At 65.8% G+C, this 24,832-nt stretch carries 21 protein-coding genes and 1 tRNA gene; 12 read left to right on the forward strand and 10 right to left on the reverse strand.

All coding sequences use genetic code 11. From position 1 onward, the window contains the following. Nucleotides 1-140 precede the first annotated feature (140 nt). Nucleotides 141-782 (forward strand): TetR/AcrR family transcriptional regulator, encoded by a 642-nt coding sequence (locus BLU88_RS02930; protein ID WP_092009846.1) that lies wholly within the window; start codon nucleotides 141-143, stop codon nucleotides 780-782. On the opposite strand, the gene selD is transcribed toward BLU88_RS02930, so the two are convergent. Further along, the gene (selD, locus tag BLU88_RS02935) at nucleotides 754-1,740 is read right to left on the reverse strand and encodes a selenide, water dikinase SelD (RefSeq protein WP_092009848.1); all 987 of its coding nucleotides are present in this window, start codon (nucleotides 1,738-1,740) and stop codon (nucleotides 754-756) included. The two genes, BLU88_RS02930 and selD, sit on opposite strands and share 29 nt — an antisense overlap. Nucleotides 1,741-1,863: 123 nt before the next feature. On the opposite strand from selD, the gene BLU88_RS02940 reads away from it, so the two are divergent. The 4 genes from BLU88_RS02940 to BLU88_RS02955 all read left to right on the forward strand — a co-directional run bounded on the left by BLU88_RS02940 (nucleotide 1,864) and on the right by BLU88_RS02955 (nucleotide 6,999). Next, a tRNA-Sec gene (locus BLU88_RS02940) sits at nucleotides 1,864-1,958 on the forward strand. Nucleotides 1,959-2,021: 63 nt separating this feature from the next. Further along, nucleotides 2,022-3,353: an L-seryl-tRNA(Sec) selenium transferase gene (selA, locus tag BLU88_RS02945; RefSeq protein ID WP_092009850.1), complete on the forward strand. Its 1,332-nt coding sequence runs from the start codon at nucleotides 2,022-2,024 to the stop codon at nucleotides 3,351-3,353. Continuing rightward, nucleotides 3,346-5,283 carry a selenocysteine-specific translation elongation factor gene (gene selB, locus BLU88_RS02950; protein WP_092009852.1) on the forward strand — a complete coding sequence of 646 codons (1,938 nt, stop codon included), beginning with the start codon at nucleotides 3,346-3,348 and terminating at the stop codon, nucleotides 5,281-5,283. The genes selA and selB overlap by 8 nt, the downstream gene beginning before the upstream one ends. Before the next feature lie 339 nt (nucleotides 5,284-5,622). Beyond that, complete coding sequence (locus BLU88_RS02955) at nucleotides 5,623-6,999, forward strand: NAD-dependent succinate-semialdehyde dehydrogenase (protein WP_092009855.1); 1,377 nt, start codon at nucleotides 5,623-5,625, stop codon at nucleotides 6,997-6,999. A 36-nt stretch (nucleotides 7,000-7,035) separates the two neighbouring features. Here the strand turns inward: BLU88_RS02955 and BLU88_RS02960 are convergent, their stop codons facing one another. From BLU88_RS02960 to BLU88_RS02970, 3 genes are read right to left on the reverse strand one after another with little or no spacing between them, the layout of a single operon-like run. Then, nucleotides 7,036-7,464, reverse strand: coding sequence for a MarR family winged helix-turn-helix transcriptional regulator (locus BLU88_RS02960; RefSeq protein WP_092009857.1), 429 nt, complete (start codon nucleotides 7,462-7,464; stop codon nucleotides 7,036-7,038). After that, the gene (locus BLU88_RS02965; RefSeq protein ID WP_092009859.1) at nucleotides 7,461-8,144 is read right to left on the reverse strand and encodes an NAD(P)-dependent oxidoreductase; all 684 of its coding nucleotides are present in this window, start codon (nucleotides 8,142-8,144) and stop codon (nucleotides 7,461-7,463) included. The genes BLU88_RS02960 and BLU88_RS02965 overlap by 4 nt, the downstream gene beginning before the upstream one ends. Before the next feature lie 24 nt (nucleotides 8,145-8,168). Further along, on the reverse strand, nucleotides 8,169-8,399 hold the full coding sequence (locus BLU88_RS02970; protein WP_092009861.1) for a hypothetical protein: 231 nt from the start codon (nucleotides 8,397-8,399) through the stop codon (nucleotides 8,169-8,171). Nucleotides 8,400-8,904: 505 nt separating this feature from the next. Between BLU88_RS02970 and BLU88_RS02975 the strand changes: the two genes are divergently transcribed. Continuing rightward, nucleotides 8,905-9,492, forward strand: a complete 588-nt coding sequence (locus BLU88_RS02975) for a hypothetical protein (protein ID WP_092009863.1) — start codon at nucleotides 8,905-8,907, stop codon at nucleotides 9,490-9,492. A gap of 29 nt (nucleotides 9,493-9,521) precedes the next feature. On the opposite strand, the gene BLU88_RS02980 is transcribed toward BLU88_RS02975, so the two are convergent. The 3 genes from BLU88_RS02980 to BLU88_RS02990 form a co-directional block, all read right to left on the reverse strand. After that, nucleotides 9,522-10,787: a M20 family metallo-hydrolase gene (locus tag BLU88_RS02980; protein WP_092017101.1), complete on the reverse strand. Its 1,266-nt coding sequence runs from the start codon at nucleotides 10,785-10,787 to the stop codon at nucleotides 9,522-9,524. 118 nt (nucleotides 10,788-10,905) lie between these two features. Next, the gene (locus BLU88_RS02985) at nucleotides 10,906-12,654 is read right to left on the reverse strand and encodes a thiamine pyrophosphate-binding protein (RefSeq protein ID WP_092009865.1); all 1,749 of its coding nucleotides are present in this window, start codon (nucleotides 12,652-12,654) and stop codon (nucleotides 10,906-10,908) included. A gap of 94 nt (nucleotides 12,655-12,748) precedes the next feature. Further along, the gene (locus tag BLU88_RS02990; RefSeq protein WP_092009867.1) at nucleotides 12,749-14,080 is read right to left on the reverse strand and encodes an MFS transporter; all 1,332 of its coding nucleotides are present in this window, start codon (nucleotides 14,078-14,080) and stop codon (nucleotides 12,749-12,751) included. A 190-nt stretch (nucleotides 14,081-14,270) separates the two neighbouring features. Between BLU88_RS02990 and BLU88_RS02995 the strand changes: the two genes are divergently transcribed. Then, nucleotides 14,271-15,452: a PucR family transcriptional regulator gene (locus BLU88_RS02995; protein WP_092009869.1), complete on the forward strand. Its 1,182-nt coding sequence runs from the start codon at nucleotides 14,271-14,273 to the stop codon at nucleotides 15,450-15,452. Nucleotides 15,453-15,551: 99 nt separating this feature from the next. Here BLU88_RS02995 and BLU88_RS03000 read toward each other — a convergent pair whose 3' ends face one another. Beyond that, nucleotides 15,552-16,577, reverse strand: a complete 1,026-nt coding sequence (locus BLU88_RS03000) for a DUF2332 domain-containing protein (protein WP_231939555.1) — start codon at nucleotides 16,575-16,577, stop codon at nucleotides 15,552-15,554. A 195-nt stretch (nucleotides 16,578-16,772) separates the two neighbouring features. Between BLU88_RS03000 and BLU88_RS03005 the strand changes: the two genes are divergently transcribed. Next, on the forward strand, nucleotides 16,773-18,137 hold the full coding sequence (locus BLU88_RS03005; RefSeq protein WP_092009873.1) for an MFS transporter: 1,365 nt from the start codon (nucleotides 16,773-16,775) through the stop codon (nucleotides 18,135-18,137). Nucleotides 18,138-18,267: 130 nt separating this feature from the next. After that, complete coding sequence (locus tag BLU88_RS03010) at nucleotides 18,268-19,704, forward strand: FAD-binding oxidoreductase (protein ID WP_231939556.1); 1,437 nt, start codon at nucleotides 18,268-18,270, stop codon at nucleotides 19,702-19,704. Between the two features lie 2 nt (nucleotides 19,705-19,706). Here BLU88_RS03010 and BLU88_RS03015 read toward each other — a convergent pair whose 3' ends face one another. Next, entirely contained in the window at nucleotides 19,707-20,591 is an 885-nt protein-coding gene (locus BLU88_RS03015; protein WP_167356855.1) for a LysR family transcriptional regulator, read from the reverse strand. Between the two features lie 82 nt (nucleotides 20,592-20,673). On the opposite strand from BLU88_RS03015, the gene BLU88_RS03020 reads away from it, so the two are divergent. After that, nucleotides 20,674-21,627 carry a DMT family transporter gene (locus tag BLU88_RS03020; RefSeq protein ID WP_092009877.1) on the forward strand — a complete coding sequence of 318 codons (954 nt, stop codon included), beginning with the start codon at nucleotides 20,674-20,676 and terminating at the stop codon, nucleotides 21,625-21,627. A 44-nt stretch (nucleotides 21,628-21,671) separates the two neighbouring features. Here BLU88_RS03020 and BLU88_RS03025 read toward each other — a convergent pair whose 3' ends face one another. Further along, on the reverse strand, nucleotides 21,672-22,544 hold the full coding sequence (locus BLU88_RS03025; RefSeq protein WP_331712472.1) for a siderophore-interacting protein: 873 nt from the start codon (nucleotides 22,542-22,544) through the stop codon (nucleotides 21,672-21,674). 555 nt (nucleotides 22,545-23,099) lie between these two features. Between BLU88_RS03025 and BLU88_RS03030 the strand changes: the two genes are divergently transcribed. Both BLU88_RS03030 and BLU88_RS03035 read left to right on the forward strand, forming a co-directional pair. Continuing rightward, nucleotides 23,100-23,426 carry an ABC transporter substrate-binding protein gene (locus BLU88_RS03030; RefSeq protein WP_407922846.1) on the forward strand — a complete coding sequence of 109 codons (327 nt, stop codon included), beginning with the start codon at nucleotides 23,100-23,102 and terminating at the stop codon, nucleotides 23,424-23,426. Between the two features lie 31 nt (nucleotides 23,427-23,457). After that, nucleotides 23,458-24,813 carry a D-serine ammonia-lyase gene (locus BLU88_RS03035; RefSeq protein WP_092009882.1) on the forward strand — a complete coding sequence of 452 codons (1,356 nt, stop codon included), beginning with the start codon at nucleotides 23,458-23,460 and terminating at the stop codon, nucleotides 24,811-24,813. The last annotated feature ends 19 nt before the right edge of the window (nucleotides 24,814-24,832 follow it).

Below are 24,832 nucleotides of genomic sequence, written 5' to 3' on the forward strand. Positions count from 1 at the left end.
ACACGTATTAAACGAAAAGTTTTCGGTTACATAGAATAGTGCCTATGCAACGAGACCTTGTCAATGCGTACGCGAGTCGCGATGCGTCCAGTGTTCGGGCCCTCTGGGCGTCCGGACGTCCTTGAGGAAGTGAGCGCTTCATGGCACGACCTAGTTCCCCACTACTGAGCCGGGAGAAGATCGGACGCGCGGCAATCGGGATGATCGATGACGGCGGTGAGCTCAAGATCCAGCCGCTGGCCAAGGAGCTTGGGGTCAGTTTGTCCTCGATCTACCATCATGTCGACGGACGTGAGGGGGTCATCCACGCGATGCGCGAGGTCCTCAGCGCCGAATACGCCTTGAACATCCCTGATCAGGGATCTTGGAAAGAAGATCTGAAGGCGAAGATGGATTCGCTATGGCGCCTCTACTCGGACCATCCGCGGGTGATGATCCACCTGCTCGGGGTCACGGTTGAGGAGCCCAGGACATTGACTCTCTATGAGTCCCTCATCGACGTGTTGGTCAGTGCGGGTGTGCCGGAGACTGAGCTTCTCACGACAATCGAGGTGCTTGACGCATTCGCCTTTGGAGCCGCGCTCGACGCATTGTCCCCGCAGGTCATCTTCTCTCCTGAGTCAGAGGATTCTCGGCTCACCAAATTGATCGAGAATCACCCTGCGGGCGCCGAGCGGAATCACCTGCTATACCGACGTGGTCTCGACTTCATCATCGCCGGCATCGAGGCGGGGATCCCCCAGTCCCAGCCCCTCACCGCACGTACACGCTCGAACCGGTGACGACCTCGCCGATGATCGGGTGGCCAGGCAGTTCGCCGACGACAAGCAGCCCGCCGGAGGTCTGTGCATCGGCCAGAAGCAGCAGGTCGTCCTCGGTCACAGAATCATCCGTGGTCAGATGAGGCCGCACCCAGTCGAGGTTTCGCCGGGTTCCGCCGGACACATACCCGGCCGCGATCGACTCGTCGACACCGCCGAGGCGGGGCACCGCAGACGCATCGATGACCGCTCCGACCCCGGAGGCACGGGCCATCTTGAACAGATGGCCGAGCAGACCGAAGCCGGTGACATCCGTCGCCGCCCGCACACCAGCAGCCACGGCCGCCCGCGCAGCCTCGGCATTGAGTGCAGTCATCGTGGCAATCGCCTCATCGAAACGATCACCCGTGACCTTGTGTCGATTATTGAGGATTCCCACGCCGATCGGCTTGGTCAAGGTCAGGGGCAGTCCCGCCTCGGCGGCATCATTGCGCATGAGCTCATCTGGGTGGGCCACACCGGTCACGGCCATCCCATACTTCGGTTCGGGATCATCGATCGAATGCCCACCGGCGACGGGGCAGTTCGCCTGCGCCGCAACATCGAGCCCGCCACGCAGAACCTCGGTGAGCAGCTCCATCGGCAGCTTCTCCCGCGGCCACCCGACGAGGTTGATCGCCGTGACCGGTGTACCGCCCATCGCGTAGATATCGGAGAGTGCATTGGCTGCGGCGATCCGTCCCCAGTCGTAGGCATCGTCGATGACCGGGGTGAAGAAGTCAGCCGTGGAAAGCACCGCGAGGTCATCACGGACTCGCACCGCCGAGGCATCATCGCCGTCATCGAGGCCGACGAGGACATCTGGACCGGGCTGACCGACCAGCCCGCGGACCGCATCCTCGAGCTCGCCAGGCGGGATCTTGCAGGCACATCCTCCACCGTGGGCGAACGAGGTCAGACGGTCATGAGTCGCAGTCATATCCGGAGACTAACACTCGCGTGGTGGGGCCGTCACCAGGTCCGACGAGCGTCCATATCTCGACGGATGGCCCACTTCAACGGGCGCTGAGAGCACCTGTCGTCCCGCGATAGGATGACAGGTGGAGGCGTCCGTGTCCTGGTGGGCACCCTGGTCTTCAAAACCAGTGAGACCGAGTATCTCGGTCTGGCGGGTTCGATTCCCGTCCGCCTCCGCCAACCGTCCCGTGGTCACGCCGGCCAGGTGTCACCGCCATGATTCCGCACCGAGGAGGAGGTCAGATGGTCGAGTCCGACCCGCGCCGATCCATTCCGCGAACCGATCATCTCCTCGCCCTTCCGGAGGTCATCGCCGCAGGCGAGCACGTCAATCAGGCAACCATCAAGGTCATCATCTCCGAGGTGCAGACCGCGGCCCGAAACGGCGAGATCCCCGTCGCCGAGGTGGTCCCCACCATCACCTCCAAGCTCAGTTCCCGTTCGGCCTCATCCCTGATCCCGGTGCTCAATGCCACCGGCATCCTCGTCCACACGAACCTCGGGCGGGCGCCGCTCTCACCTGCGGCGACGCAAGCAGTCGTCGAAGCGGCCGGTTACGTCGACGTCGAAATGGACCTCGGCACCGGCAAACGCAGCAAGCGGGGGACCGGAGCGAAAGCCGCCCTGCTGCGGGCCTGCCCGGCCGCCGAGGATGCCCTCGTCGTCAACAACGGTGCCGCCGCCCTGCTGCTGGCTGTCACTGCGCTGCGCGGTCGCGGTGCAGGTTCCGGTGAGATCCTCATCAGCCGCGGCGAACTCATCGAAATCGGCGCCGGGTTCCGCCTCACCGACCTCATGACGACCACCGGCTCACGGCTGCGCGAGGTCGGCACGACGAACCGCACCCACCTGACCGACTACGCGGAAGCGATCGGCCCGAACACATCGAGCCTGCTCAAGGTGCATACCAGCAACTTCCGCGTCGAAGGATTCACCTCCTCCGTCGACGTGGCGGATCTGCGCACACTCGCGGACAAGCACGATCTCCCGCTCATCGTCGACCTCGGCTCCGGACTCTTCACCCCCGACCCGGCCCTGCCCGACGAACCGGACATCGACACAGCCCTGCGCGCCGGCGCCGACCTCGTCATCGTCTCCGGAGACAAGCTCTTGGGCGGCCCGCAGGCCGGACTCATCCTCGGTCGCACCGAAGCGGTGCAGACACTGGCCAAGCACCCCCTGGCCAGAGCGCTGCGCACGGACAAACTCACCCTCGCCGCCCTCGAAGCCACGATCACCGACGCGACGAACCCTATCCACGACGCCCTCCACATCGACGCAGAACACCTGCGGAAACGCACCGAAACCCTCGCCGAGGCGGTCGGCGCCACGGTCGTCGAACACGACGGCCGGGTCGGCGGCGGGGGAGCCCCCGGAGTGCCCCTGCCCGGCTGGGCCGTCGAACTGCCCGAAGACTGCGCCGAACCGCTGCGCCTTGGGAGCCCTGCGATCGTCGCCCGCGTCCACCAGGGACGATGTCTCATCGACCTGCGCTGCGTGCCCGAAACCGACGACCAGCGCGTCGCCGATGCCATCGACAGAGTGACATCCGTCCGCGTCGGTGACGATGACTGAGACGCCCCGGACCGCCGATGCGGCTGCACCCGGCACCTTCGTCATCGCCACCGCCGGGCATGTCGACCACGGGAAGTCGACGCTGGTGGGTGCCCTGACCGGTATGGAACCCGACCGTTGGGCCGAAGAGAAGAAACGCGGACTGACGATCGACCTCGGGTTCGCCTGGACGACCCTGCCCTCGGGGCGAGAACTCGCGTTCGTCGACGTTCCAGGACACGAGAAGTTCCTTGCGAACATGCTCGCCGGACTCGGTCCCGCACCCATCGCCTGCTTCGTCATCGCCACCGACAAGGGGTGGCAGGCCCAATCGAGTGACCACCGCGACGCGATCAATGCGCTGGGCATCACTCACGGTCTCGTCGTCATCACCCGCGCCGACCTCGTTCCTGACTCCGTTGAAACCACAAAGGAGCAGGTCAGCGCCCAACTGCGTGGTACGACACTCGAAGCGGCCCCGATCGTCACGGTCTCGGCCACGACCGGGGAGGGCCTGCCCGAGCTCATCAGCGTCCTCGACGAGGTCACGGCCACAGCCGAGCCCCCGTCCGCCTCGGGGAGGGTGCGTCTGTGGATCGACCGCGCGTTCAGCATCAAGGGAGCCGGCACGGTCGTGACCGGAACCCTCACCGCAGGCACCCTGACCACCGGCGATACCGTCGAACTGCGTGGAGACACCATCGACCGGACCGTGGGCGTGCGCGGCCTCCAGTCCCGGAACTCCACCACCACCGAGGTGGTCCCGCAAGCCCGCGTGGCCGTCAACCTCCGCGACGTCCCCGCCGACAACCTCCACCGCGGCGACGCCCTGCTCACCCCAGAAGCCTGGCCGATCGTCGACACGATCGACGTGCGCCGCACCATGGGTGAGGCCCTCGATTCCGGAATCCACGAACTCATGGCCCATATCGGCACCGCCGCCGTGCCCGCAAGACTGCGATCCTTCGCCGCCGATCATGCCCGGCTCACCCTCGACCGACCGCTTCCCCTGCAGGTCAGCGACCGGATCGTGCTGCGCGCACCGGGCAGCCGCAACGTCTTCGCCGGCCTCCTCGTCCTCGACGTCGACCCGCCCGAACTGACCCGGCGAGGCGACGGCGCCAGACGCGGACAACTGCTCGCCGAGCGTCCCAGCGAAGGCGAAATCCTCGCCGAGGTGGCCCGCCGCGGGGCCGTCGAACGCAACGTCCTCACCCGGTTCGGACTGCAGATCCCCGTCGACGACTCCCTGCCAGCCGAGGTCGAAGACATGGGCGGCTGGCTCGTCCACTCGCCGGCGCTGACCACCTGGGTCGAGGCGGCGAAATCCCTGGTCAGCCGCGAACTCACCGCCTCACCGATGGCGGCAGGTGTGCCGGTCAAGGCCGTTGCCGAGGCACTGCGCCGGACCTCGGGAACTGGCCGCAGACGGTCCGGAGAGACCAAAGACGATGCCTCGCCGAACGGGAAGACTCCGTCGACCCACCCCCTGCCCGAAAGCACGGGCACAGCGACTCGGACACTGCTGGGCGAGATCATCTCCCGAGCCGGGCTCGAAGCCGTCGACGGAATCGTACGCCCTCCAGGGCATGTCGCCGGCCTCGGCGCGGCAGAAGCCGGTATCGCCGAGATCGAACAGCGACTCGCAGCCGACCCGTTCGCCGCACCGGAAGCCGATGACCTGCGCGAACTCGCCCTCGGAGCGCGGGAGCTCGCGGTCGCCGAGAAGGCGGGACGGATCCTGCGCCTCGGCGACGGAATCATCGTGTCCCCGCGCACCCCGGCGCGGGCGATGCGGATCCTCGCCGGTCTCGACCAACCCTTCACCACGAGTCAGGCGAGGCAGGCGCTGGGGACGACCCGACGCGTCGTCATCCCTCTGCTCGAACACCTCGATGGCCGGGGATGGACGCGCCGACTCGACACCACACATCGCGAAGTCATGCGCTGAGCACGGACGCGGCGCAAACGGCCGTGGTACCAACGGCCGAGTCGCCTCGCCGGCGGATCGATGACGGATCGATGCCTGCGGAAGCTGAGTGACCGCCTGGGCGAATCTTCGTGATCTGTACTACGATCATGTCGGAATGATCGTTCGCGCCGATTCGGGCGCTTCCGTCGATGGTATGGGTGATAACTGACTGCGGTGATGGGGCCGCAGCGACGCCATTCATCGCCTCACGTTCCCCATACTCGGGTGCGCAGCACTGACCGCACCCCGAAATCCTCACCATTGACCGTCTCCGGTCGCGGGCTCGCAATCCCGACCGGAGCCTGCGAAGGAGCAACCATGTCGAACTATCGTGTTGAGAATCCCGCCACCGGCGAAATCGTCGAGACCTTCCCCGAGGCGACCGATGTCGAGATCGAATCCACCGTCACTGCCGCTCACGCCACTTATCTGACCTGGAAAGATACGGACATCCAGGAGCGGGCGTCGATTGTGCGTCGGGCTGCGGAGATCTTCCATGAACGCAAAGACGAACTCGCCAGAACGATCTCGGTCGAGATGGGCAAGTCGTATGCCGAGTCCGTTGACGAGGTCGAGTTCGCCGCCGACATCATCGACTACTACGGCGTCCACGGTCCCAGTCTGGCCACGGATTATCAGATCCCGTCGACCATTCCCGGCACCGCGCGGATCGAATCCCTGCCGGTTGGTGCCTTGTTGGGTGTGATGCCGTGGAACTTCCCCTACTACCAGGTGGCCCGGTTCGCTGCCCCGAATCTGGTGCTGGGCAATACGATCATGCTCAAACACGCTGACATCTGTGGGCGGTCGGCGTTGTTGATCGAGGAGATCTTCCGTGCCGCCGGTGTCCCCGAAGGCGGGTACTCGCACCTGTTTGCCGACCATGACCAGATCGCTGCGATGATCGCTGACCCCCGGGTGCAGGGAGTGTCCCTGACCGGGTCGGAGCGGGCGGGTGCGATCATCGGTGCCCAGGCCGGTCAGAACCTCAAGAAGGCCGTGCTCGAGCTCGGTGGCATCGATCCGATGGTCGTCCTCGACGCCTATGATGTGGCTGCGGTGGCGCGTGAGGCGTGGGAGTTTCGGACGTATAACGCCGGTCAGGTGTGCAACTCGAACAAGCGCCTCATTGTTATGGACGACATCTATGACGAGTTCGTCGCCGAACTCGTGAGGCTCGGCACCGGGTTGACGCCGGGGGATCCGATGAATCTGGGTGAGGGTGAGTATGTGCCGCTGTCGAGCCGTGCCGCTGCCGAAACCGTTGACGCGCAGGTGAAGAAGGCCGTGTCCGAAGGCGCTCGAGTGCTCATCGGCGGTGAGCTGGGAGAAGGCCCGGCGGCGTATTATGCGCCGACGGTGCTCGTCGATGTGCCCAGGGATTCCGAGTCGTATGGTGAGGAGATCTTCGGACCCGTGGCCACAGTGTTCAAGGTCAGCAGTGACGAGGAGGCTCTCGAGTTGGCCAATGATTGTGCCCTTGGTCTGGGTGGGTCGGTGTTCTCGACTGATGAGGGGCGTGCTGAACGTGTGGCTGCTCGTCTTGAGGTGGGGATGACGCATGTGAACACGATTGCTGCTGAGGCTGCTGAGTTGCCGTTCGGTGGGGTGAAGCGGTCTGGTTTCGGTCGTGAGATGGGTCCGATCGGGATGGGTGAGTTCGTGAATAAGCGCCTCCACTTCATCGCGAAATAGGGGAAGGGGAAACCGCCTCGGCGGAGCATCGGACGCTCAGCCCGAGCGGTTCACCGCCCGCAGGCGCGCAGCTGCCTCGGCGATGAACCCCACGATCTCCGGACTCGGCTCGTCCTCGTCGACCGCACGGTCGGCACTCGCATAGGCCGAGTCGAGCTCGGCGAATCGTGTGGTCGAGCGGATGGTCATCGAGCGCCCGTCGGAGGGGTTGGTGCCGCGCTCGATCCACCCGTCCTTCTCGAGCCGGGATAGCACCCCGGTCATCGTCGCTCGGCTCCAGCCGATCCGTCCGGCGATCTGCGAAGGCGTGCAGGGTCCTTCACGGTCGATGACGTCGAGGATGTCGAGGTCACGTGGCTGAAGCCCGACGGAGCGGGCGACCCGGTCATTGAGGATGACGAGTTCGATCCGGAATTCGCGAATCGCATCCTTGAGGCTCTGGGTCCTGGTCGTGTCGTCGTTCACTTTGCGCGGCGATCGGTTGCCGGTGCCATTGCACGGTGGATGTGCTGCGGTTCCTCGAGCTCGGCGATCATGGCAGCGGCGAGGTCGGCACGGGAAGTGAAACCGCCGTCGAGGACGTCGGGCGTGAGTCGATACCGAGAGACCTGGTCGCGGTTGATGAGTCTGCCAGGCCGCATCACCGTCCAGTCGATGTCATCGCAGGTGCGGAGGAATTCCTCCATCGACCGCATGTCGGCGTAGAGGGTGCGGCCGATGACATTGCGGAGCAGGGGAAAGAGGATCAGGTCGCCGAAGATGTTGGTGCGCGGCGGCGGATAGGTCAGGCCCGAACTCACCACGACGAGGCGCCGGCCGGCCGCTCGCTCCCGCAGACCCGAAACGATGTTCGAGGTTCCGGTCGAGTAGATGTCGATCGGCTTGCGGGTATACGCGGTTCCCAGCGCCGACAGCGCGGCATGCGCGCCGTCGAGCGCCCCATCGACGCCGGCACCCGTGCCGGGATCGGCCAACACCTGCTCGAGATTGTCATGCCTGGGCAGCGGCAGGCGATCGGCTCGTCGGCTCACCGCCCTCACCGAGTGCCCAGCGGCCAGGGCCTGCTTGCAGACGAGCAGGCCGGTGGGCCCGCTTGCCCCGAATACCGTGATGTTCATGGGTCCCACCCCGAAGAGTCTGATCATTCCTAATATAGTACGAGAACCGTATCAGTTTCTCCGCGGGTTGCCCAGAGCCAGTGCGTCCTCGATGATGTCCTCCATCGCCGAGGCGGTCAGCCCCCGCCACTGCTGACGCGACGGTGCGGATGGGATCCGCGCGCCCCGTACCTTGGCCAGGGCCACCTCGGTGATGGGGGCATGCTGAGGAAATGCGTCCAATGCGTGACGACCCGCTTCCTCCTTGCCGATGATCTCATCGGTCGCGAGCGTGCGATGCATGCGCGCGGGACCGATTACGCACCACGAAACGGTACCGACGGTCAGTCCGAGCGGGGACGTGAGCAGTCGGTGGAGCAGGGCTCGCGGCGTCCGAGGGGAGGGTCGGCGGCATGGAACCAGCATGCGGTGGGGCGGCGATTCGGGCGTGCGAGCGCCTGAAATTTCCCTGGCTCACGCCTGCTAACAGCCCGACGAGCCGATCGAGACCCCGATCACGGGCCGGTGAGAGCGCCGCTGGTGACCCCGCAGGGTGGTCAGCGAACTCTGATCGCATGCACACGGATCCATGACGATTCGTTGCGGTGAGAGTAAGTCACCTCGAAGTCTCTCTGCATTGAACAGGGCCGATCGGTCCGTCAGTGTTGTGTGGGGCGATTCCACGGCACCTTCTGCACTGGTGTTCCTGTGCCGATCACAGGCCAAATGCCGCAGAACACAACACGGATGCCGAGCACCGGGAGTCGCCGACCGGGTCGAGGGCCCGATCAAGAGAAAGTGAGAACCTATGAATCGTGTGCGCACCTTTGCAGTGACTGCACTGTCCGCCGCCGTCCTCGCCGGAGGAGTTTCCCTGGCAACGGCGACCTCGGCTTCCGCCGGCCCGATCTCCGGAGGCGTTGAACAGCCCGGCGAGTCCCAGGATGCCGGTTCGACCGGCGGAATCGACGACCCGGGTGAGCTGAGCGAAGAGCAGATCGACAATGCGCGCACGATCATCGGTGTCGGCAAGGGTGCGGATCTGTCCGAGCATGCCCAGAAGATCGCAGTGATGACCGCACTGCAGGAATCGAGCCTCAACGACCTCGACGGCGGTGACCGTGATTCTGCCGGTTCGTTCCAGCAGCGGCCGTCCGCCGGCTGGGGGTCGACCGACGAAGTCACCGACACCGTGTACGCATCGAAGGCCTTCTACGGAGTCGACTCCGGAACCGACAATCCCGGACTGACCCAGATCGACAACTGGGAGAGCATCGACCCCGGTGCCGCCGCACAGGAAGTGCAGCGCTCCGCCTTCCCCGACGAATACGCGAAGTGGGAACCGCTGGCGGAGAAGCTCGTCGACGAGAACCAGGACGTCGACTCCATCGACTGACCTCGGTTGTCAGACCGGAGCACCGACCGTCAGGCCAGGGCACCGGCGGCGAGCCGGCGGACCACCTCGGTGAGGTGATGGAGGCCTGAGACGAGATCCTCGTCTTTCGTGAACTCGGCCAGGCTGTGTGAGACGCCGTCGACGCTGGGGACGAAGAGCATGACGGTGGGCACCTCGTCCTTCATATTCGTCGAATCGTGCCCGGCCACGGTCATCACCTTCGCCGAAGTGAGTCCCAGATCATCTGCGACTGACCGTGCCAGCTCGACCCCGTCCTCGGAGTACGGGTTCTGATCCCAGCTGTGTTCGGCGACGATCTCGATCTCCACCCGGTCGTCGTCGCTGACCTGGGCGATCGTGGCCATGAGCTTCTCATGGGCGGCGGCGATCACCTCGGCGCTGGGAGAGCGCAGATCGAGCAGCAGGCTGACCTCGCTGGCGACGACGACCGGAGAATTCGGGTAGACGGTGAGCTGACCGCACGCGGTGTGCAGAGTTCCGGGCTCGAAATCGTCGACGAGTTCACGAGCGGTCACGACGAGACGCGCCGCACCGAGCAGGGCATCCTGCCGGTCGGCCATGAGCGTCGACCCGCTGTGCGCCTGAGCACCGGTGACCTTGAACTCGTACTTGTGGGCCGCCCACGTGGCGTTGACCAGGCCGATCGCCACCCCGTCCTCTTCCATGCTGCGACCCTGCTGGACGTGGATCTCCGCATAGGAGGCGATCTCCGGGACCGTGAAGTCTCCCCGTTCTCCCAGCTCATCGAGTGCCTCGGCGACGGTGATTCCAGCAGCATCACGCGTGGTCAGGGCCGCTTCCAGCTCGGCCTTGCCAGTGAAGACATTGGAACCCATCATCGAGGGCTTGAACCGGGACCCCTCTTCGTTGAACCAGTTGACCACGGCGAGGTTGAACTTCGCCTGCGACGGGTCAGCCCGCAGCTCATCGGCGACGGCGAAGCACGCATGCGCCGAGGACATCACTCCGTAGGCCCCATCGAAACGCCCGGCGGTCGGCTGGGAATCCATGTGCGAACCGGTGAGCACAAAGGGGGCACCGGGCACGAGCTCGAGGAGCCCGAACTGATTGCCGATCGCATCCCGGTGGACGCTGAAGCCGTGCTTGACGAGCAGCTCTTCGAACCATTTCCGCTGCTGACCATCGGCGGCGCTCGCCGCCTGCCGGTCGACCCCGTTCGTGCCCTCGATGGCGCCGAAACGCGAATGCACGGCCCAATCGGCGAGGAACTCGGCCTCGCGATCGGAACTGATCAGAGAGGGTGAAACGGTCATGATGGGTCCTTTCGAGACGGTGTCGCCGGTGGGGTAGGTTGCGACTGTGAGGGGGAGGGGTGCGGCGCCGGCAGTGCCGGTGTCAGGTCGGTGGTGCCGGGTGGGCACCCAGGATGGATCAGGCGGTTTCGTCGGCGGCCGGCGGCATCGTCGCCGGGTCGATGAGCACATGGATGAGCGCCGGCCCGTCATGGGCAAGCGCCCTATCGAGGGCGGGTCCGAATTCCTCGGTCGTCTCGACGCGTTCCCCATGCCCGGTCAGCACGGACACGGATGTGTCGCTTCCGGTCAAGCACGCGTCACTCGCCGAGGCGACCCCGGAGCTGCTGAGGTCGAACGCCGACATCCACGCGGCGAAGTTCGGGTTGACCATGCGCGTGCCCGAGGGCCGGCCCGGATAATGATTCTCCTGGTGAGACACGATCGTGCCGTACATGCCGTTGTCGACGACGATGATGAGCGGTGTCCCACCGTGGGCGAAGGCCGTGGCGATCTCCTGGCCATTCATGAGGAAGTCCCCATCACCGCAGATCGCGACAGTGCGCCGATCCGGGCTGACCAGAGAGGCCGCCACCGCGGCGGGAACAGCGAGACCCATCGCCCCGTTGCGGGCTCCGACGAGACCGGCCGGTCGCTCATGCCGGATGAACCGGTGCCCCCAGATCGTGGCATTGCCCGCCCCATAGGTGAGGATCGCATCCCCGCCGAGGCGGTCATCGAGGATCCCGAACGCCACCCCGAGATCGACTCCGGCACGATCCGCGTTCTCCGGTGCCGCCTCGGCGTCGGGGCGGTGAGCGGCGAACCGGGACTGCACGTCCGCGCGTCGTTGCATCCACTCATCCGTTCGGGCGCCGCGCAGCGGACTCGCATCCCGCGCCGCACCGGCATCGGCCCTGGTCAAGGCCCTGGTGAAGGAGTCGGGGGAGGCGATGATGTGCTCATCGATGCGCCCCGCGTGCTGGGTGGCCTCCATATCGAGGGAGACGATCACCGTCTCGGCGTCGAAACCGATGGTGTACCCATCGCTGGCGACGTCGGAGCGGGTGCAGCCGACGAAGACGATGAGGTCCGCCTCGGCGAACCCGGCCGCCACCGCATCGGCGCGTCCGTAGCCGAGCCACCCCGCCCACGCCGGGGAGGAATGCGGAACCGCATCGTAGGCGCGCCAATCGCAGAAGATCGGCACCCCCGCCGAGGCGGCCAGACCGGCCAGCTCGGCTCCGCAGCCGTTGTGCCACCCATCCCCGCCGAGGACGAACGCGGGACGCTCGGCGGCCGCGATCCGCGATGCCAGCCCGTCGATGACGGTGGGGGCAGGAGTCGGCGGGGCCACCTCGGCGAGGGCCGGGGTTTGAGCCTTAGTGAGACGGACGAGGACATCCTCGGGCAGGCCGACGACGACGGGACCGGGGCGACCGGATGCGGCGATGCGCAGGGCATCGGCGGTGATCTCGCCGGCACGGTTCTCATCATCGATGGTGAGCACGCGCTTCGCCGTCGAGGAGAACCACTCGCTCAGGCTGAACTCCTGGAAGGATTCGCGGGAGCGGTCGCCCAGAGGGACAAGGCCGACGAACAGGACGAGCGCGGTCGCGTCCTGCCAGGCGGTGTGGACGGAGATCATCGCGTTCGCCGCACCCGGACCGCGGGTGACCATGGCGATTCCGGGACGGCCGGTCAGCCGCGATTCGGCCAGCGCCATGAACCCCGCACCGCCCTCCTGCCGGCACACGACGGTCTCGATCTTCGCGTCGTACAGTCCGTCGAGGACGTCGAGGTAGGACTCGCCGGGAACCGCGTAGACGCGTTCGATGCCCGCGCTCTCCAGGGTGTCGACGATGAGGTGGCCGGCGGAATGCGACATTGGGATGTCCTTTCGACGATCGGGTGGTGAGAGGTCCGGGAGGCCCGGCTCAGTGCTGTGCTCAGCGCGGAGTGTGGCTCTGGGTTCCGGGTTCTCAGTGTTTGAAGCCGGGCAGGTCGACGCTCATACGGGGAGCGACGAAGCCTGCGAACGCCGTGAACAGGGAGAGAAAGACGAGCATTGCGGCGGCCGGCCACCAGTGATCACCGGCGGAGGCGACGAAGCTCGTGGCCAACAGCGGAATGAAGCCCGAGAGCATGCCTGCGGCGTTCTGCGCCATGCCCACACCCGTGTAGCGGGTCGTCGCGGGGAACAGCCCGGTGAGCACCGTGCCCGATGCTGCATAGGGCAGTGACAGGGTGGACACGGCCAGGGTCATGGCGATGACGACGAGGACCGGGTTGCCGGATTCGAACAGGAAGAACGCGGGAACCGCGACGGCCGCCGAGGCGACTCCGCCCCAGAGGATGACCTTCGAGGCCCCGAACTTCGTACCCAGGACGCCGCCCCAGATGAGGGCACCGATTTCGACGGCGGCCGCGACCATGCTGCCGAGCAGGAGGAGCGAGTCGTCGTAGCCGAGGATGTTGACGCCGTACCAGACGCAGAATGCGGTGACGAGGTAGAAGCCGCCGACGCCGAGCAGGGCAGCGGCCATGCCGATGATGATCTGCTTCCACGAATCACGGAAAGTGGTGCGGATGGGGCTCTTCTCGACCTCGCCGGACTCCTCGAGTTGGCGGAAGACGGGGGATTCCTCGAGACGGGAGCGCAGGTAGACGGCGACGACGAGCAGTGGGAGGGCGATGAGGAACGGGATCCTCCAACCGAAGGAGTTGAAGCTGTCCTGCGAGAACAGCAGGGTCATGACGAAGAAGCCGCCGGAGGACAGGATCGTGCCGATCGGGGAGCCGATCTGCGGGATCGCTGCATAACGGGCACGCAGGTGGAGCGGGGCGTTCTCGACGACGAGCGTCATCGCCCCCGACCATTCGCCGCCGACGAAGAGACCCTGGAGGATGCGCAGGAGCACGAGCAGTGCGGGGGCTGCGAAACCGATCGCGGCGTAGGTCGGCAGGAGGCCGATGAGTCCGGTGACGACGCCGATGCCGATGATCGTGATGAGCAGGACTTTGCGGCGCCCGATCTTGTCGCCCATGCGGCCGAAGATCAGACCGCCGATGGGACGAGCGGCCAGCCCGACGCCGAAGGTGGCGAAGGAGGCCATGGCGGCGGCCGTGGCGTTCTCGCTGGTGAAGTACTGGACGTTGAAGATAAGGGCTGCCGCTGCCGAGAAGAGGAAGAAGTCGTACCATTCGAGGGCGGTGCCGATCAGGGCGCCGGCGGCGACCTTGTTTGCGTCCTTGACGCTCAGTTCCGTTGTGGCGTTGAGCTCGGCGGACGCCGTAGTGTTCTGCTCGCTCATGGATTCTCTCCGTCGAGTCCGGGGACCTGGGCCTGGTCGGCCGAGTCCGGGTGCGGGTGGTGCAGCGGTCGATCGTTGCGATCGACCAGCAGATATAGACCTTACAGAGTGCCACATGTCCTGATCCAGGCACATTTGTCGCCGAAAAGTGGGCAATGCTTGTGCAGATGCACATATTCTGGACGGTGTGATGGATGAACAGGATGGAATTGCGGGCACACGACAGCTTCGGGACCGTCCGGAGCCCGGAGACGAACGTCGCTGGCTCGAGCTCCTCGACGCTCTCGATCTCGACGAGCTGACTGATCGGTTCATGACCCGCGTCGTCACGGTCTCCGGCTACGATCCCGCACCGATTCCGGTCTCGGAGCTGCGGCGGACCGGTCGGCTCTCCTTCTCCACCCTCATCGAGGGACTGCGAGCCGGTGGGTTCGACGGGTCAGTGGCGGTGTCAACGGAGGTCGGGGTCTCCCGGGCGCGGGCAGGAATCCCGCTCGAGGCGCTGATGACCGCGATCCGCCACGATTTCAATGTGCTCTGGGAAGTGCTCACGAGGGTGGCGAATCAGGAGGATGCGGAACTCGTCATCCGGCACACCGGCATCGTCCTGTCCACCGTCGATGAGTACGTCTCGCAGGTCCAGCAGGCCTATACCGCCGAACGCACACGGATGCGGGCGGAGGAGGATTCGGTGCACGCCGGACTCATCGCGAGCCTCTTCGACGATCCCGATCCGACGAGTGAGCGTCTGTCGACGATCGCGACCGGCCTCGGACTCGACGTGGACTCACCGCTGCTCGTCATCGCCGCCGCTGGAGACGATGTCCGGGCGCTGCGGGTGATCATCTCCGACCATGTCCGCGCGGGCGGGACCATATTCACCCACCACCTCGGCGAGGTTCTCATCGCATTCAGTCCGGTACCGGGCGGTTCCGTCCCTACCTCGGCGGCGCTCGCCGGCAGGATCGTCGAGGCCAGGGTGGGGTACGTGCGCGCCGACGGGATCGGGACGCTGCGGCGTTCCGCGCTGACGGCCCGAGACCTCGCCGATGTCATCGCCGCTGATGAGACGTCCGCGATGACGTGGCGAAGCGGGTGGGCCAGGCTGGCGGCCCGGTCGCTCAACGCCGCGGGCAATCCCATCCTCGCCGATGTCGAGTCGGCGCTAGCCGCCTGCGGTCCGATTGAGCGAGAACGCCTTGTCGAAGCGGTCCGCGCCTATCTGTCCTCGGGGAGCATCGGTGCCTCCGCAGGCCGACTGTTCTGCCACCGCAATACCGTGGCCAATCGTCTGCGCCGTTTCGCCGAACTCACCGGCGTCGATCCGATGATCCCCGCCGAGGCGGCCCGCCTCGTCGTCGGATGGGCGTGAGCGGGGCTGCGGCGCGTCGATCAAGGCGGCCCTCAGATATCGCCCCGTGAACGGCGAGACATCCGCGCTGCGGCTTGAACGAGGCCACCCGACCGTTGATCAGGACTGCGGTAACCCGGTGAAGCTCTGCCCATGCGGTCCGGTCAGAGCGACAGCTTGGCCGTCGACGCTGAGGACGAATCGCCCAGCGGGCTCGATGCCGATCGCCTCGAGCTGTGCGCGGGTATCCGGGAGGACGTCGGCTCCCTCGTTGCTCATCCACACGATGTCACCGCGCGAGAGCATGAGGGAGGCGAAACGGGCACGAGTCTCCGCTTCGGCATAGGCGAGCACCGCGCTGTGGAAGACGACGGGCTGGGCGCCGGCCGGTACCTCGGCGATCAGGGATTCGATCGTCTCGAGCAGGTCGCCGCGGACGAGGCGCGGGGGATCAGCGGCCGCGACCGAGGCGGCGGCGAGGAGGCGCTCCCGTCTCGACTCATGTTCGGGCCAGATCAGCGATGTCAGCCATTCGCGCTGGTCAGCATCGGTGATATCGAGAGGATTGAGATCGATTCCGGCTCGCCACGCGACCTCGGGAAGGCGCTTCGGTGTCGTGGCATTCGTCAGTTCGCAGTCGAGCACGACCGGGCTTGGACCATCCGCCGGGTCGAGCGTCGTCGACCGCTCGAACTCCGCGCCGGACGACCCGGCCGCCTCGGCGGAGGTGAACCGGTAGCTGTATCGGTCGGGGTAGAGGCAGAGACCGGCCGAAGCGCCGACCTCGATGAGCGCGAGCGGCCCGTCGATCCGCGCGAGCGCCGGCAGGAGCGTCGCACATCGACCCGCCTCGTTCGTCTGCGTGGACCGCGCGAGCATGAGCTCTCGAATGTCGTCCCAGTGGTCAAACAGCCACACCCGCAACTCCGCGTAGGACCCTTCATCGGCGCCGAGGTGGCGGGCCGCGGCGAAGAGAAGGTTGGCTTGGCGTTTCGGTCGGGGAAGCTCGACGAGGAGGGCGATGACCTCATCGTCCGCGGCCACGCCCTCAGCCCACGAGGCGTAGATCGGGGAGGTCTCGGCCGCCTCGAGTCGGGCGAACCTGCCGTAGTAGTCGCGCAGAGTCTCGGCTTCGAGCTCGGTCATCGGCTGCATCGGTGTCCCTTCGTCGGTCTGTTCCCATCGTAGTCGTCGGAAGCGGTCCCGATATTCGGTACTTTCGCCGCGAACTCTAGGCGTGACCGGGCCGGTGTCGTAATGTGTTGCCGTAATGCGCCGACAGCCGCGATCGCGGCATGACCCCGGCTGCCACAGCAGCCGGTCCTGATCGAAGGAGATCGCATGTCATCCGAGGTGAGCCCGCCGACCAGCGGACAGACCCCTGCCGATTCGGCGCTGGAGAAGCGGACCCTGCGCAAGGTCCTCATCCGTCTCATCCCGTTCGTCATCGCGATGTACTTCATCAACTACCTCGATCGGACGAACATCGGCATCGCCGGCCCGGGCGGAATGAACGAAGACCTTGCGATGAACGCGACCCAATTCGGGTTCGCCGCAGGCATCTTCTTCTTCGGCTACCTCATCCTCGAGGTGCCCTCGAACCTCGCTCTGCACAAGTTCGGCGCCCGCATCTGGCTCGCCCGCATCCTCATCAGCTGGGGTATCGTCGCCGCCGCCATGGCGTTCGTGCCCAACCACGGCTGGCTCTACGTGCTGCGGTTCCTCCTCGGCGTCGCCGAGGCGGGATTCTTTCCCGGCATCATCCTCTACCTCACGTACTGGTTCCCGACCTCGATGCGCGCGCGGGCCACGGCCCTGTTCATGCTCGCCATCCCGCTCTCCAGCGTCGTCGGCTCGCCCCTGTCGTCGTGGCTGATCTCCAGCGGCAACGCGATCTTCGAGAACTTCGCCGGCTGGCGCTTCATGTTCATCATCGAAGGCGTGCCCGCCGTCCTCCTGGGCATCATGTGCATCTTCTACCTCACCGACCGTCCGCGTGATGCGAAGTGGCTGAGTGTCGAAGAGCGCAACTGGCTGCAGTCGACGATGGACGCCGAGGAGAAGAGCAAGGAAGAGACCTTCCACTACCCGGTCCGCCGGTCGCTGCTCCAGCCGCGCGTGTGGGCTCTGTCCTTCGTCTACTTCGGCATGGTCTACGGACTGTATGCCATGAGCTTCTTTCTCCCCACGATCATCGCGGGCTTCCAGGAGTCCTTCGGCGTCGAATACTCGATCGTCGAGATCGGCCTCATCACGGCCATTCCCTACGTCTTCGGCGCCTTGGCCATGTACTTCTGGTCCCGCCACGGCGACCGCACCGGCGAGCGGGTCTGGCATGTCGCTCTGCCGCTGTTCGTCGGCGGAGTGGCGATTCCCATCGCCCTCTACCTGTCCTCGCCGTTCACGACGATGATCGCGGTGACGATCACCTGCATGGCGATCTGCGCGGCCCTGCCCACCTTCTGGCCGCTGCCGCAGACCTTCCTCGCCGGTGCCGGTGCCGCTGCGGGACTCGCGCTCATCAACTCGCTCGGCAACTCTGCGGGCTTCTTCGCCCCCTACATCACCGGCTGGCTGGCCGACCTCACCGGCACCCAGAACGCGGGCATGTGGGTCGTCGGCGCAGCCATGGTCGCCGCCGGCATCGTCACCCTCATCCTCAGAGCCGCTCCCGCACCCGATAACCTGGACGCGACGCTGAAGTGACGGCCTTCGTGGTCATCACCCCTCGCCGAGGCGGCCGACCGTTCCGAGCGTGACCGGCACGTCCGTGACCGCCCGGCACGTCCGTGATTGCCCGCCGTCCGCCTTCGCCCCACCGATCCGAGGAGCAGAATTGACGACCCCGACGTCCACCGCACCCGACTTCCCCGCCCTCGACCCGGTGGCGCTCGACGATCTCGCGGCACGACTGAGTGACGGAGCGCTGACGACCGATCCGGATGTCATCGACGCCCATTCCAGCGACGAGGCCCTGTTCTGCCCGCAAGAGGGCGCGATCGCCCTGGTCAGGGCCGCCTCGGTGGACGACGTCCGAGAGGTCATGGCTTTCGCCAGCGCACACCGGGTGCCGGTCGTCCCGCAGGGGGCCAGATCCGGGATCTCGGGAGGTGCGAATGCCTCACCGGGAGCGATTCTGCTCAACGTGTCGAAGATGAGGGACGTCTTGGCCGTCAATGAGGCCGAGCGTCTCGTCACCGTTCAGCCGGGCATCATCAATCAGGATCTCAAGGACCACCTCGCCCCGTTCGGGCTGTCCTACCCTCCGGATCCGGGTTCGGTGGCACTGTCGTCGATCGGCGGGAACATCGCAACGAACGCCGGTGGACTCTGTTGCGTGAAATACGGCGTGACCAGGGACTATGTTCGCTCACTCACGGTCGTCCTCGCCGACGGGACCATCACCACTCTCGGTCCGCAGACGGCCAAGGGTGTGGCCGGACTCGACATGCGCCAGCTCTTCATCGGCTCCGAAGGCACCCTGGGCATCGTCGTCGAGGCGACCCTGCGCCTCGTGCCCGCCTTGCCCGAGCCGTTCACCGCGATCGCGACCTTCCCGGACGAGCGCAGCGGACTGCAGACCGTTGCTGACTTCATGGCCGGAGGCGGGGTACCGAGCCTGTTCGAATTCCTCGACGGGGCCAGCCTGCGGATGCTCAACGACTTCGGCGACTTCGGCCTCGACGGCGATGCCGGAGCGATGCTCATCATGCAGGTCGACGACAACCCGGCCGATGCCGAAGCTGCGATGTCGACCTTCACCGAGGTGGCCGGGCGCTGCGGTGCCCTCGACGTTGCGTACTCCGACGATCCGAGCGATTCCGCGGCGCTCATCACCGCACGGCGGATGATCCAGCCGGCCTACGAGAAATTCGCCAACGCTCACGGCGGCGGTCAGCTGCTCGACGATGTATGCCTGCCGCGCACCGCCGTGCCCGAGTTCTGTGACCGTCTGGCCGAGCTGCGGTCATCTTCCGGACTCGAGATCGCCCTCGTCGCGCACGCCGGCGACGGCAATATGCACCCATCGGTGTTCTTCGATTCGTCAGACGCGGCGGAGACGGAGAAAGCCGAGGGCGTGTTCGCGGAGATCATGCGCGTCGGCCTCGAACTCGGCGGCACGATCACCGGCGAACACGGGGTCGGATTCCTCAAACGCGCCTGGCTGCCGAATGAACTCGACGAAGGATCACGGCGGATCCAGCTGGCCGTGAAGAACGCGCTCGATCCGCTGGGCATCCTCAACCCCGGCAAGATGCTCGCCGAGATCTGAGCTCAGTCCGCGGCGAGCTCGCACAGGGCCATGACCGCGTCCGCGATGAGATCCTGCTGCGGGTGGCCGGGATCGCTGATCGCGTGGATGAAGCGGATCGGTTCCGGCGCTGCCAGCGGGATGACGGCCACCCCGGGAGGCAGAGGTTCGACACCGAGCCGGGGCAGCAGAGTCAGACCCAGACCCCGACCGACCATGTGCAGGGCCGTGACGAAGCTGTGGGCTTCATGTTTGAAGTGCACTCGCACTCCCGCGCGGGCACAGGCGTCGAAGAGAATCGTCCGGCACGGGCCGTCCCCGGTGTCATTGTCGATCCATGGGTGACCCTCCAATTCGCTGAGACTGACCTCTGCCCGGGAGGCCAGCGGATGGTCATCCGGCACCGCGACCACGTACGGGTCCTCGGTGAGGAAATGCCCCTTCACTTGCGGCGGGAACTGCGGTGTCGCGGTCTCCGAAATCACCAGGTGCAGATCGTAGTGGAACTCGGTCCACGGCCCCTCGGCCAGATTGAGCCGGACCGTGACATCTGGGTGGCGGTTCTCGAGGTAGGCGACGAGTTCCGGCAGCCACTGAGTTCCCGCCGTAGCGAAGTACCCGATCGACAGGCGTCCGATTCGATTCTCATGCAGATCCGAGATGCGCTGCCCCAATCGTCCCGAGCTCTCGAGCACGGAATCGACGTCGGACATGATCGCCGAGCCGGTATCGGTCAGGCACAGACCGCGCCCCTGACGCTGAAACAGAGTCAGACCGGTCTCCTGCTCAAGCATTTTGAGGTGGTGGCTGACCGCGGACGGGGAGAGGCCGAGATGCTGCGCGGCGGAACGGACGGACCCGGTGAGTGCGACCGATTTGAACGACTTCAGGTGCGCGACGTTGTACACGATCAAATCGTACGCATATTATGCACAGTCGTGCAATAATGTGCGCTTTTCTTTCATAATCAAGCGACGAATAATCGTCCTTATGAACAGATCAGCTGTCAGCACTCGAGTCGCGAGTCCGAATCCCCGACAGACGACACCTCCCCGCGTCCTCCCGTGGATCGCTGCCCTGCTCACCATGACCTTCTGGGCGTCGTCCTTCGTTGTCATCCGCGATGCCGGTGAAGTGTTCTCGCCCGGTCCGATGGCGCTGCTGCGGGGCGCGTCGGCCGCCGTAGTGCTCTCCGTCTGGATGCTCTTCCGCCGTCCGCGGTTCCCCTCCGGCAAGGTCGTCTGGCTGATTCTCGCCCTCTGGGGTGTGGCCTGGTTCTCCGCCTACGTCGTCGTCCTCAACGCCGCCGAACGGTCGATCGATGCCGGAACTGCCTCGATGATCGTCAATATCGCACCGCTCATCATCGCTGTCTTCGCCGGTCTCGTCCTCGGCGAAGGGCTGCCGAAACGTCTGCTCATCGGCATCTTCGTCTCCCTGCTGGGAATCGCGATGATCACGGCCGCCAGCTTCAACGGGTTCTTCACTGTCGGCGGTCTCGTCCTCAGCCTCGTCGCAGCGGTGCTCTATGCCGCTTGCGTGCTGCTGCAGAAGCACTTCTTGTCCGGGGAGGACTCGGTGACCGTCACCTGGATGGGAATCCTCATCGGTGCACTCGTCAGTCTCATCTTCGCCCCCGGGCTCATCGACGAGGTGGCTGCGGCACCCATCGAACTGACACTGCAGGTCGTCTACCTGGGAGTCGTCCCGACCGCCATCGCCTTCAATCTCTGGGGATACGCCCTGAAGTTCCTGCCGGCGGGCCTGCTCAGCTCGTCGAGCCTCCTCGTCCCCGCCATCGTCGTGGTAATGGCCTGGATCATTCTCGGAGAGGTTCCGCCTCCGCTGGCCGCGGTCGGCGGCGTGCTCTGCTTGGCAGGTGCCTCCGCCGCGATCGGGCCGCAGATCATGCGGGCCCTGCGACGGTCACCGGCTCAGGTCTGATCCCAGCTTCAGCCTCAGTCTCGGCCCAAGTCTCGGGCCTCGGATCAGCCTTCAGCCCTGCCCTGACGCCAGTAGCCCATGAACGCGATCTGCTTGCGGTCGACCCCGACTTCCTGGACGAGGTAGCGGCGCAGACGCTTGACCGGTCCGGCCTCTCCGGCGATCCAGGCATAGAAGGGGCGGTCGTCCTTCTCCGTGGCACTCGAACTGCCCTGAGCCGCTTCGGTGAGGGCCGCGGGAACATCCCAGAGGATCTCCTCGTCGATGTTGACATCGTCGAGGTCCCGGACAGGACTGTCCGGCCCGCCCGCTGACCCGGCTCCCACCTCGGCGGGGATCCGCGTTTCCGAACGGACCGCCTCGCGAACGGCGGGTTCGAGCAGGTGGCCGAACTCGGCTTCCCCGCGCGGCAGCCATTCGATCTCGAAGCCGGCGGGAGCAGTCATGTCGATGATGTCCTCGGCGCGCGGAACCTCGAGAACGGCTTTGCCTCGGGTGCGGCTGTCCTTGAGCGAATCGAGGATCGAGGCGATGGCCGGCACGGCGGTCTCGTCGCCGGCGAGCAGGATCTGGTGGGCATCGCCGGGGGCGAATTCGATTCCGGCGCACGGAGTCTCCGAGGCGCGGGAGGGGCCGATGATATGAAGGCGGTGTCCCACCTCGGCGGACTCGGCCCACTCGGCTGCCGGGCCCGAGTGACCGTGCTCATCGGTGTGAAGGACCATGTCGATGACGAGTCGGCGGTCGGCGTCGTTCCACTCGCGCACGGTGTAGGTGCGCATCGCGCCTCGCTCCTCGGGACTGACCTGCAGCCAGGCCTGATACCAGGACACCCCGGCGGCCTCCTGCTCGGTGAGGAACGTCGGCAAGTCGAACTGCGGTGCGGCGGCACGCTGAGGAGGGATGACGAGCTTGATCCGGAGGTCACGCGGGTGAGTGTTCGGGCCGAATTCCTCGAGTCCCGCACCCCGAAAGTCACCCGACGGAAAGACGGGCTGAGATCTTCAACAGCGAGAACCTCTGCTTCGAAGGCACCGATGGGGGCTCGTGACACTGATTCTCCTTCGCATCCCCAGCGACCATGTGGTCGTGAGGTCGTCCCCGCTGGGACGCGTTCTGTTCATATGTGCAGCAGTCGTGGATGTGCGAACATCCGCAACACTACTCTACTCTAATTCAGTAAGGCTAGCCTTTCCGAATAGTGCTACGGTGGTTTCGGCCTCACTGCAGAAGTCCACAGCCCGTCCAGCAGTTCAGCTCTCTGACCAGCACTTCCGCCGTGCATCTTTGTCCAAACGTCCCCGCGGGGACGTTCCGCGAAAGGCTCTCGATGCGTCGTCGTCAGATTCTTGCCCTGTCCGTGCTGGCCCGTTCGCTCTCGTCGCCTGCCGTGGCGAGACCGATGGTGAGGCTGGAGGCGGTGCCTCCGGCGCTGCGGAAAGCGCTCCGAACTTCACGTATTCGCCGGAGAGATCAACTACACCTCGAACTCCCTGGGCATCGCCGAGATGCTCAGCGAGGACGGACTCAACCTCGTCGGCCCCGACGCCACGGGAGAGAGCAGCTGGGCGGAAGTCTCCTGGGAGAAGATGACGGACTACCCGGCCGACGTCGTCCTCGTCCACGACGCCTCGACCGATTATGAGGACAATCCCGTCTTCAAACGGCTGCCCGCGGTGGAGGCAGGACAGCTGGGCACCTGGGACGACAAACGCGCCCACACCTATGAGGGCTACGCGAAATGGCTGAACGAACTCGCCGACGTCCTCGACTCCGCGAAGAAGATCGTCAAGAACTGAGGGCCGCACCCCGCAGGGCTACGATCGGTGCATGACCGAACTGCCTGACGACCTGAAGACCGACGAGATCATCCGATCCCTGGCATCGGACCGATCGACCACGTGGCTCCGCTCCACCCCCACCGAGGCGGCCCTGCCCGATCTCGGCGCGGTCATGGATTCCGCGGCGGCCCGGTTCGACCGGTTCGCCCCCTGGTTCGCAACGACCTTCCCGGAGACGTCGACGGTCCCGGCCGAGCTCGCCGAGGCGTTCCCCGAAGCCGGCGGCGGAATGATCGAATCGCCCCTGGTTCCGGCAACTGCGGCACAGCGTCGCCTCGACGAACTGTTCGGGTCCGAAGTGACCGGACAACTGTGGCTCAAACGCGACGACAGCCTGCCTGTGAGCGGGTCGATCAAGGCTCGCGGCGGCTTCCATGAGGTGCTCGAATTCGCCGAGGCGGTCGCTGCCGACCATGGCCTCGACGCATTCGATCCTGCCACCTATTCGAGTCCTAAGTTTCGTGAGATCGCCGCGAACCACCGCATCGTCGTGGGCTCGACCGGCAACCTCGGGCTGTCGATCGGGATCCTGAGCGCTCGTCTCGGGTTCGCTGCCTCGGTGCATATGTCTGCTGATGCTCGGGAATGGAAGAAGACACTGCTGCGCGACCACGGAGTCGACGTCATCGAACATGCCGGCGACTTCGTCGAAGCTGTCGAAGCCGGCCGGGCATCTGCCGAGGCCGCCGAGAACACGCACTTCGTCGACGACGAGGACTCCGTGAGCCTCTTCGCCGGATATTCGGTGGCTGCCCTGCGGCTGGAGCGCCAGTTCGCGGCCGCCGGGGTGACCATCGATGAGCGGAATCCGCTCATCGTCTATCTGCCCTGCGGAATCGGCGGCGGACCCGGAGGAGTGACCTTCGGACTCAGACGCGTCTTCGGCACTGCGGTGCGGTGCGTCTTCGTCGAACCCAGCCAAGCCCCTTCGATGTTCCTCGGCGTGCGCACCGGTCTGCACAGCGACATCGCCGTTCAGGACATCGGCCTGTCCGGAGCCACCGCTGCCGACGGACTGGCAGTCGCCCGCCCATCACGATTCATCGGACCCACGATCGGGCCCCTGATCTCCGGCTTCGCCACAGTCCCCGACGAGGTCATCCGGGCCGGAGTCGGCATTCTTCACGAGACCGAAGGCATCGACGTCGAACCCTCGGCAACCGCCGGCCTGACCATCCCATGGCGCACGGGAGACGCCGCGGCCGAATCCTCGAGCGGCATCCACCTGATGTGGCTCACCGGTGGGGCGATGGTCCCCGACGATGAACGCATCGCCTATGTCGAGGAAGGACGCGGGCTCGTGGAACGGATCGGCAGCAACGCCTCGGCGATCTTCGTCGACTGAACCGAGTGACCCGGGCGGG

Source organism: Brevibacterium siliguriense (assembly GCF_900105315.1).
Taxonomy (GTDB): Bacteria; Actinomycetota; Actinomycetes; order Actinomycetales; family Brevibacteriaceae; genus Brevibacterium; species Brevibacterium siliguriense.

What these genes read in the sequence shown, in the direction of transcription:
- BLU88_RS02930 (WP_092009846.1), top strand. Translation starts at nt 141, where the DNA reads ATGGCACGACCTAGTTCCCCACTACTGAGCCGGGAGAAGATCGGACGC.
- selD (WP_092009848.1), bottom strand. Translation starts at nt 1,740, where the DNA reads ATGACTGCGACTCATGACCGTCTGACCTCGTTCGCCCACGGTGGAGGA.
- selA (WP_092009850.1), top strand. Translation starts at nt 2,022, where the DNA reads ATGGTCGAGTCCGACCCGCGCCGATCCATTCCGCGAACCGATCATCTC.
- selB (WP_092009852.1), top strand. Translation starts at nt 3,346, where the DNA reads ATGACTGAGACGCCCCGGACCGCCGATGCGGCTGCACCCGGCACCTTC.
- BLU88_RS02955 (WP_092009855.1), top strand. Translation starts at nt 5,623, where the DNA reads ATGTCGAACTATCGTGTTGAGAATCCCGCCACCGGCGAAATCGTCGAG.
- BLU88_RS02965 (WP_092009859.1), bottom strand. Translation starts at nt 8,144, where the DNA reads ATGATCAGACTCTTCGGGGTGGGACCCATGAACATCACGGTATTCGGG.
- BLU88_RS02970 (WP_092009861.1), bottom strand. Translation starts at nt 8,399, where the DNA reads ATGCATCGCACGCTCGCGACCGATGAGATCATCGGCAAGGAGGAAGCG.
- BLU88_RS02975 (WP_092009863.1), top strand. Translation starts at nt 8,905, where the DNA reads ATGAATCGTGTGCGCACCTTTGCAGTGACTGCACTGTCCGCCGCCGTC.
- BLU88_RS02980 (WP_092017101.1), bottom strand. Translation starts at nt 10,787, where the DNA reads ATGACCGTTTCACCCTCTCTGATCAGTTCCGATCGCGAGGCCGAGTTC.
- BLU88_RS02985 (WP_092009865.1), bottom strand. Translation starts at nt 12,654, where the DNA reads ATGTCGCATTCCGCCGGCCACCTCATCGTCGACACCCTGGAGAGCGCG.
- BLU88_RS02990 (WP_092009867.1), bottom strand. Translation starts at nt 14,080, where the DNA reads ATGAGCGAGCAGAACACTACGGCGTCCGCCGAGCTCAACGCCACAACG.
- BLU88_RS02995 (WP_092009869.1), top strand. Translation starts at nt 14,271, where the DNA reads ATGGATGAACAGGATGGAATTGCGGGCACACGACAGCTTCGGGACCGT.
- BLU88_RS03000 (WP_231939555.1), bottom strand. Translation starts at nt 16,577, where the DNA reads ATGACCGAGCTCGAAGCCGAGACTCTGCGCGACTACTACGGCAGGTTC.
- BLU88_RS03005 (WP_092009873.1), top strand. Translation starts at nt 16,773, where the DNA reads ATGTCATCCGAGGTGAGCCCGCCGACCAGCGGACAGACCCCTGCCGAT.
- BLU88_RS03020 (WP_092009877.1), top strand. Translation starts at nt 20,674, where the DNA reads ATGAACAGATCAGCTGTCAGCACTCGAGTCGCGAGTCCGAATCCCCGA.
- BLU88_RS03035 (WP_092009882.1), top strand. Translation starts at nt 23,458, where the DNA reads ATGACCGAACTGCCTGACGACCTGAAGACCGACGAGATCATCCGATCC.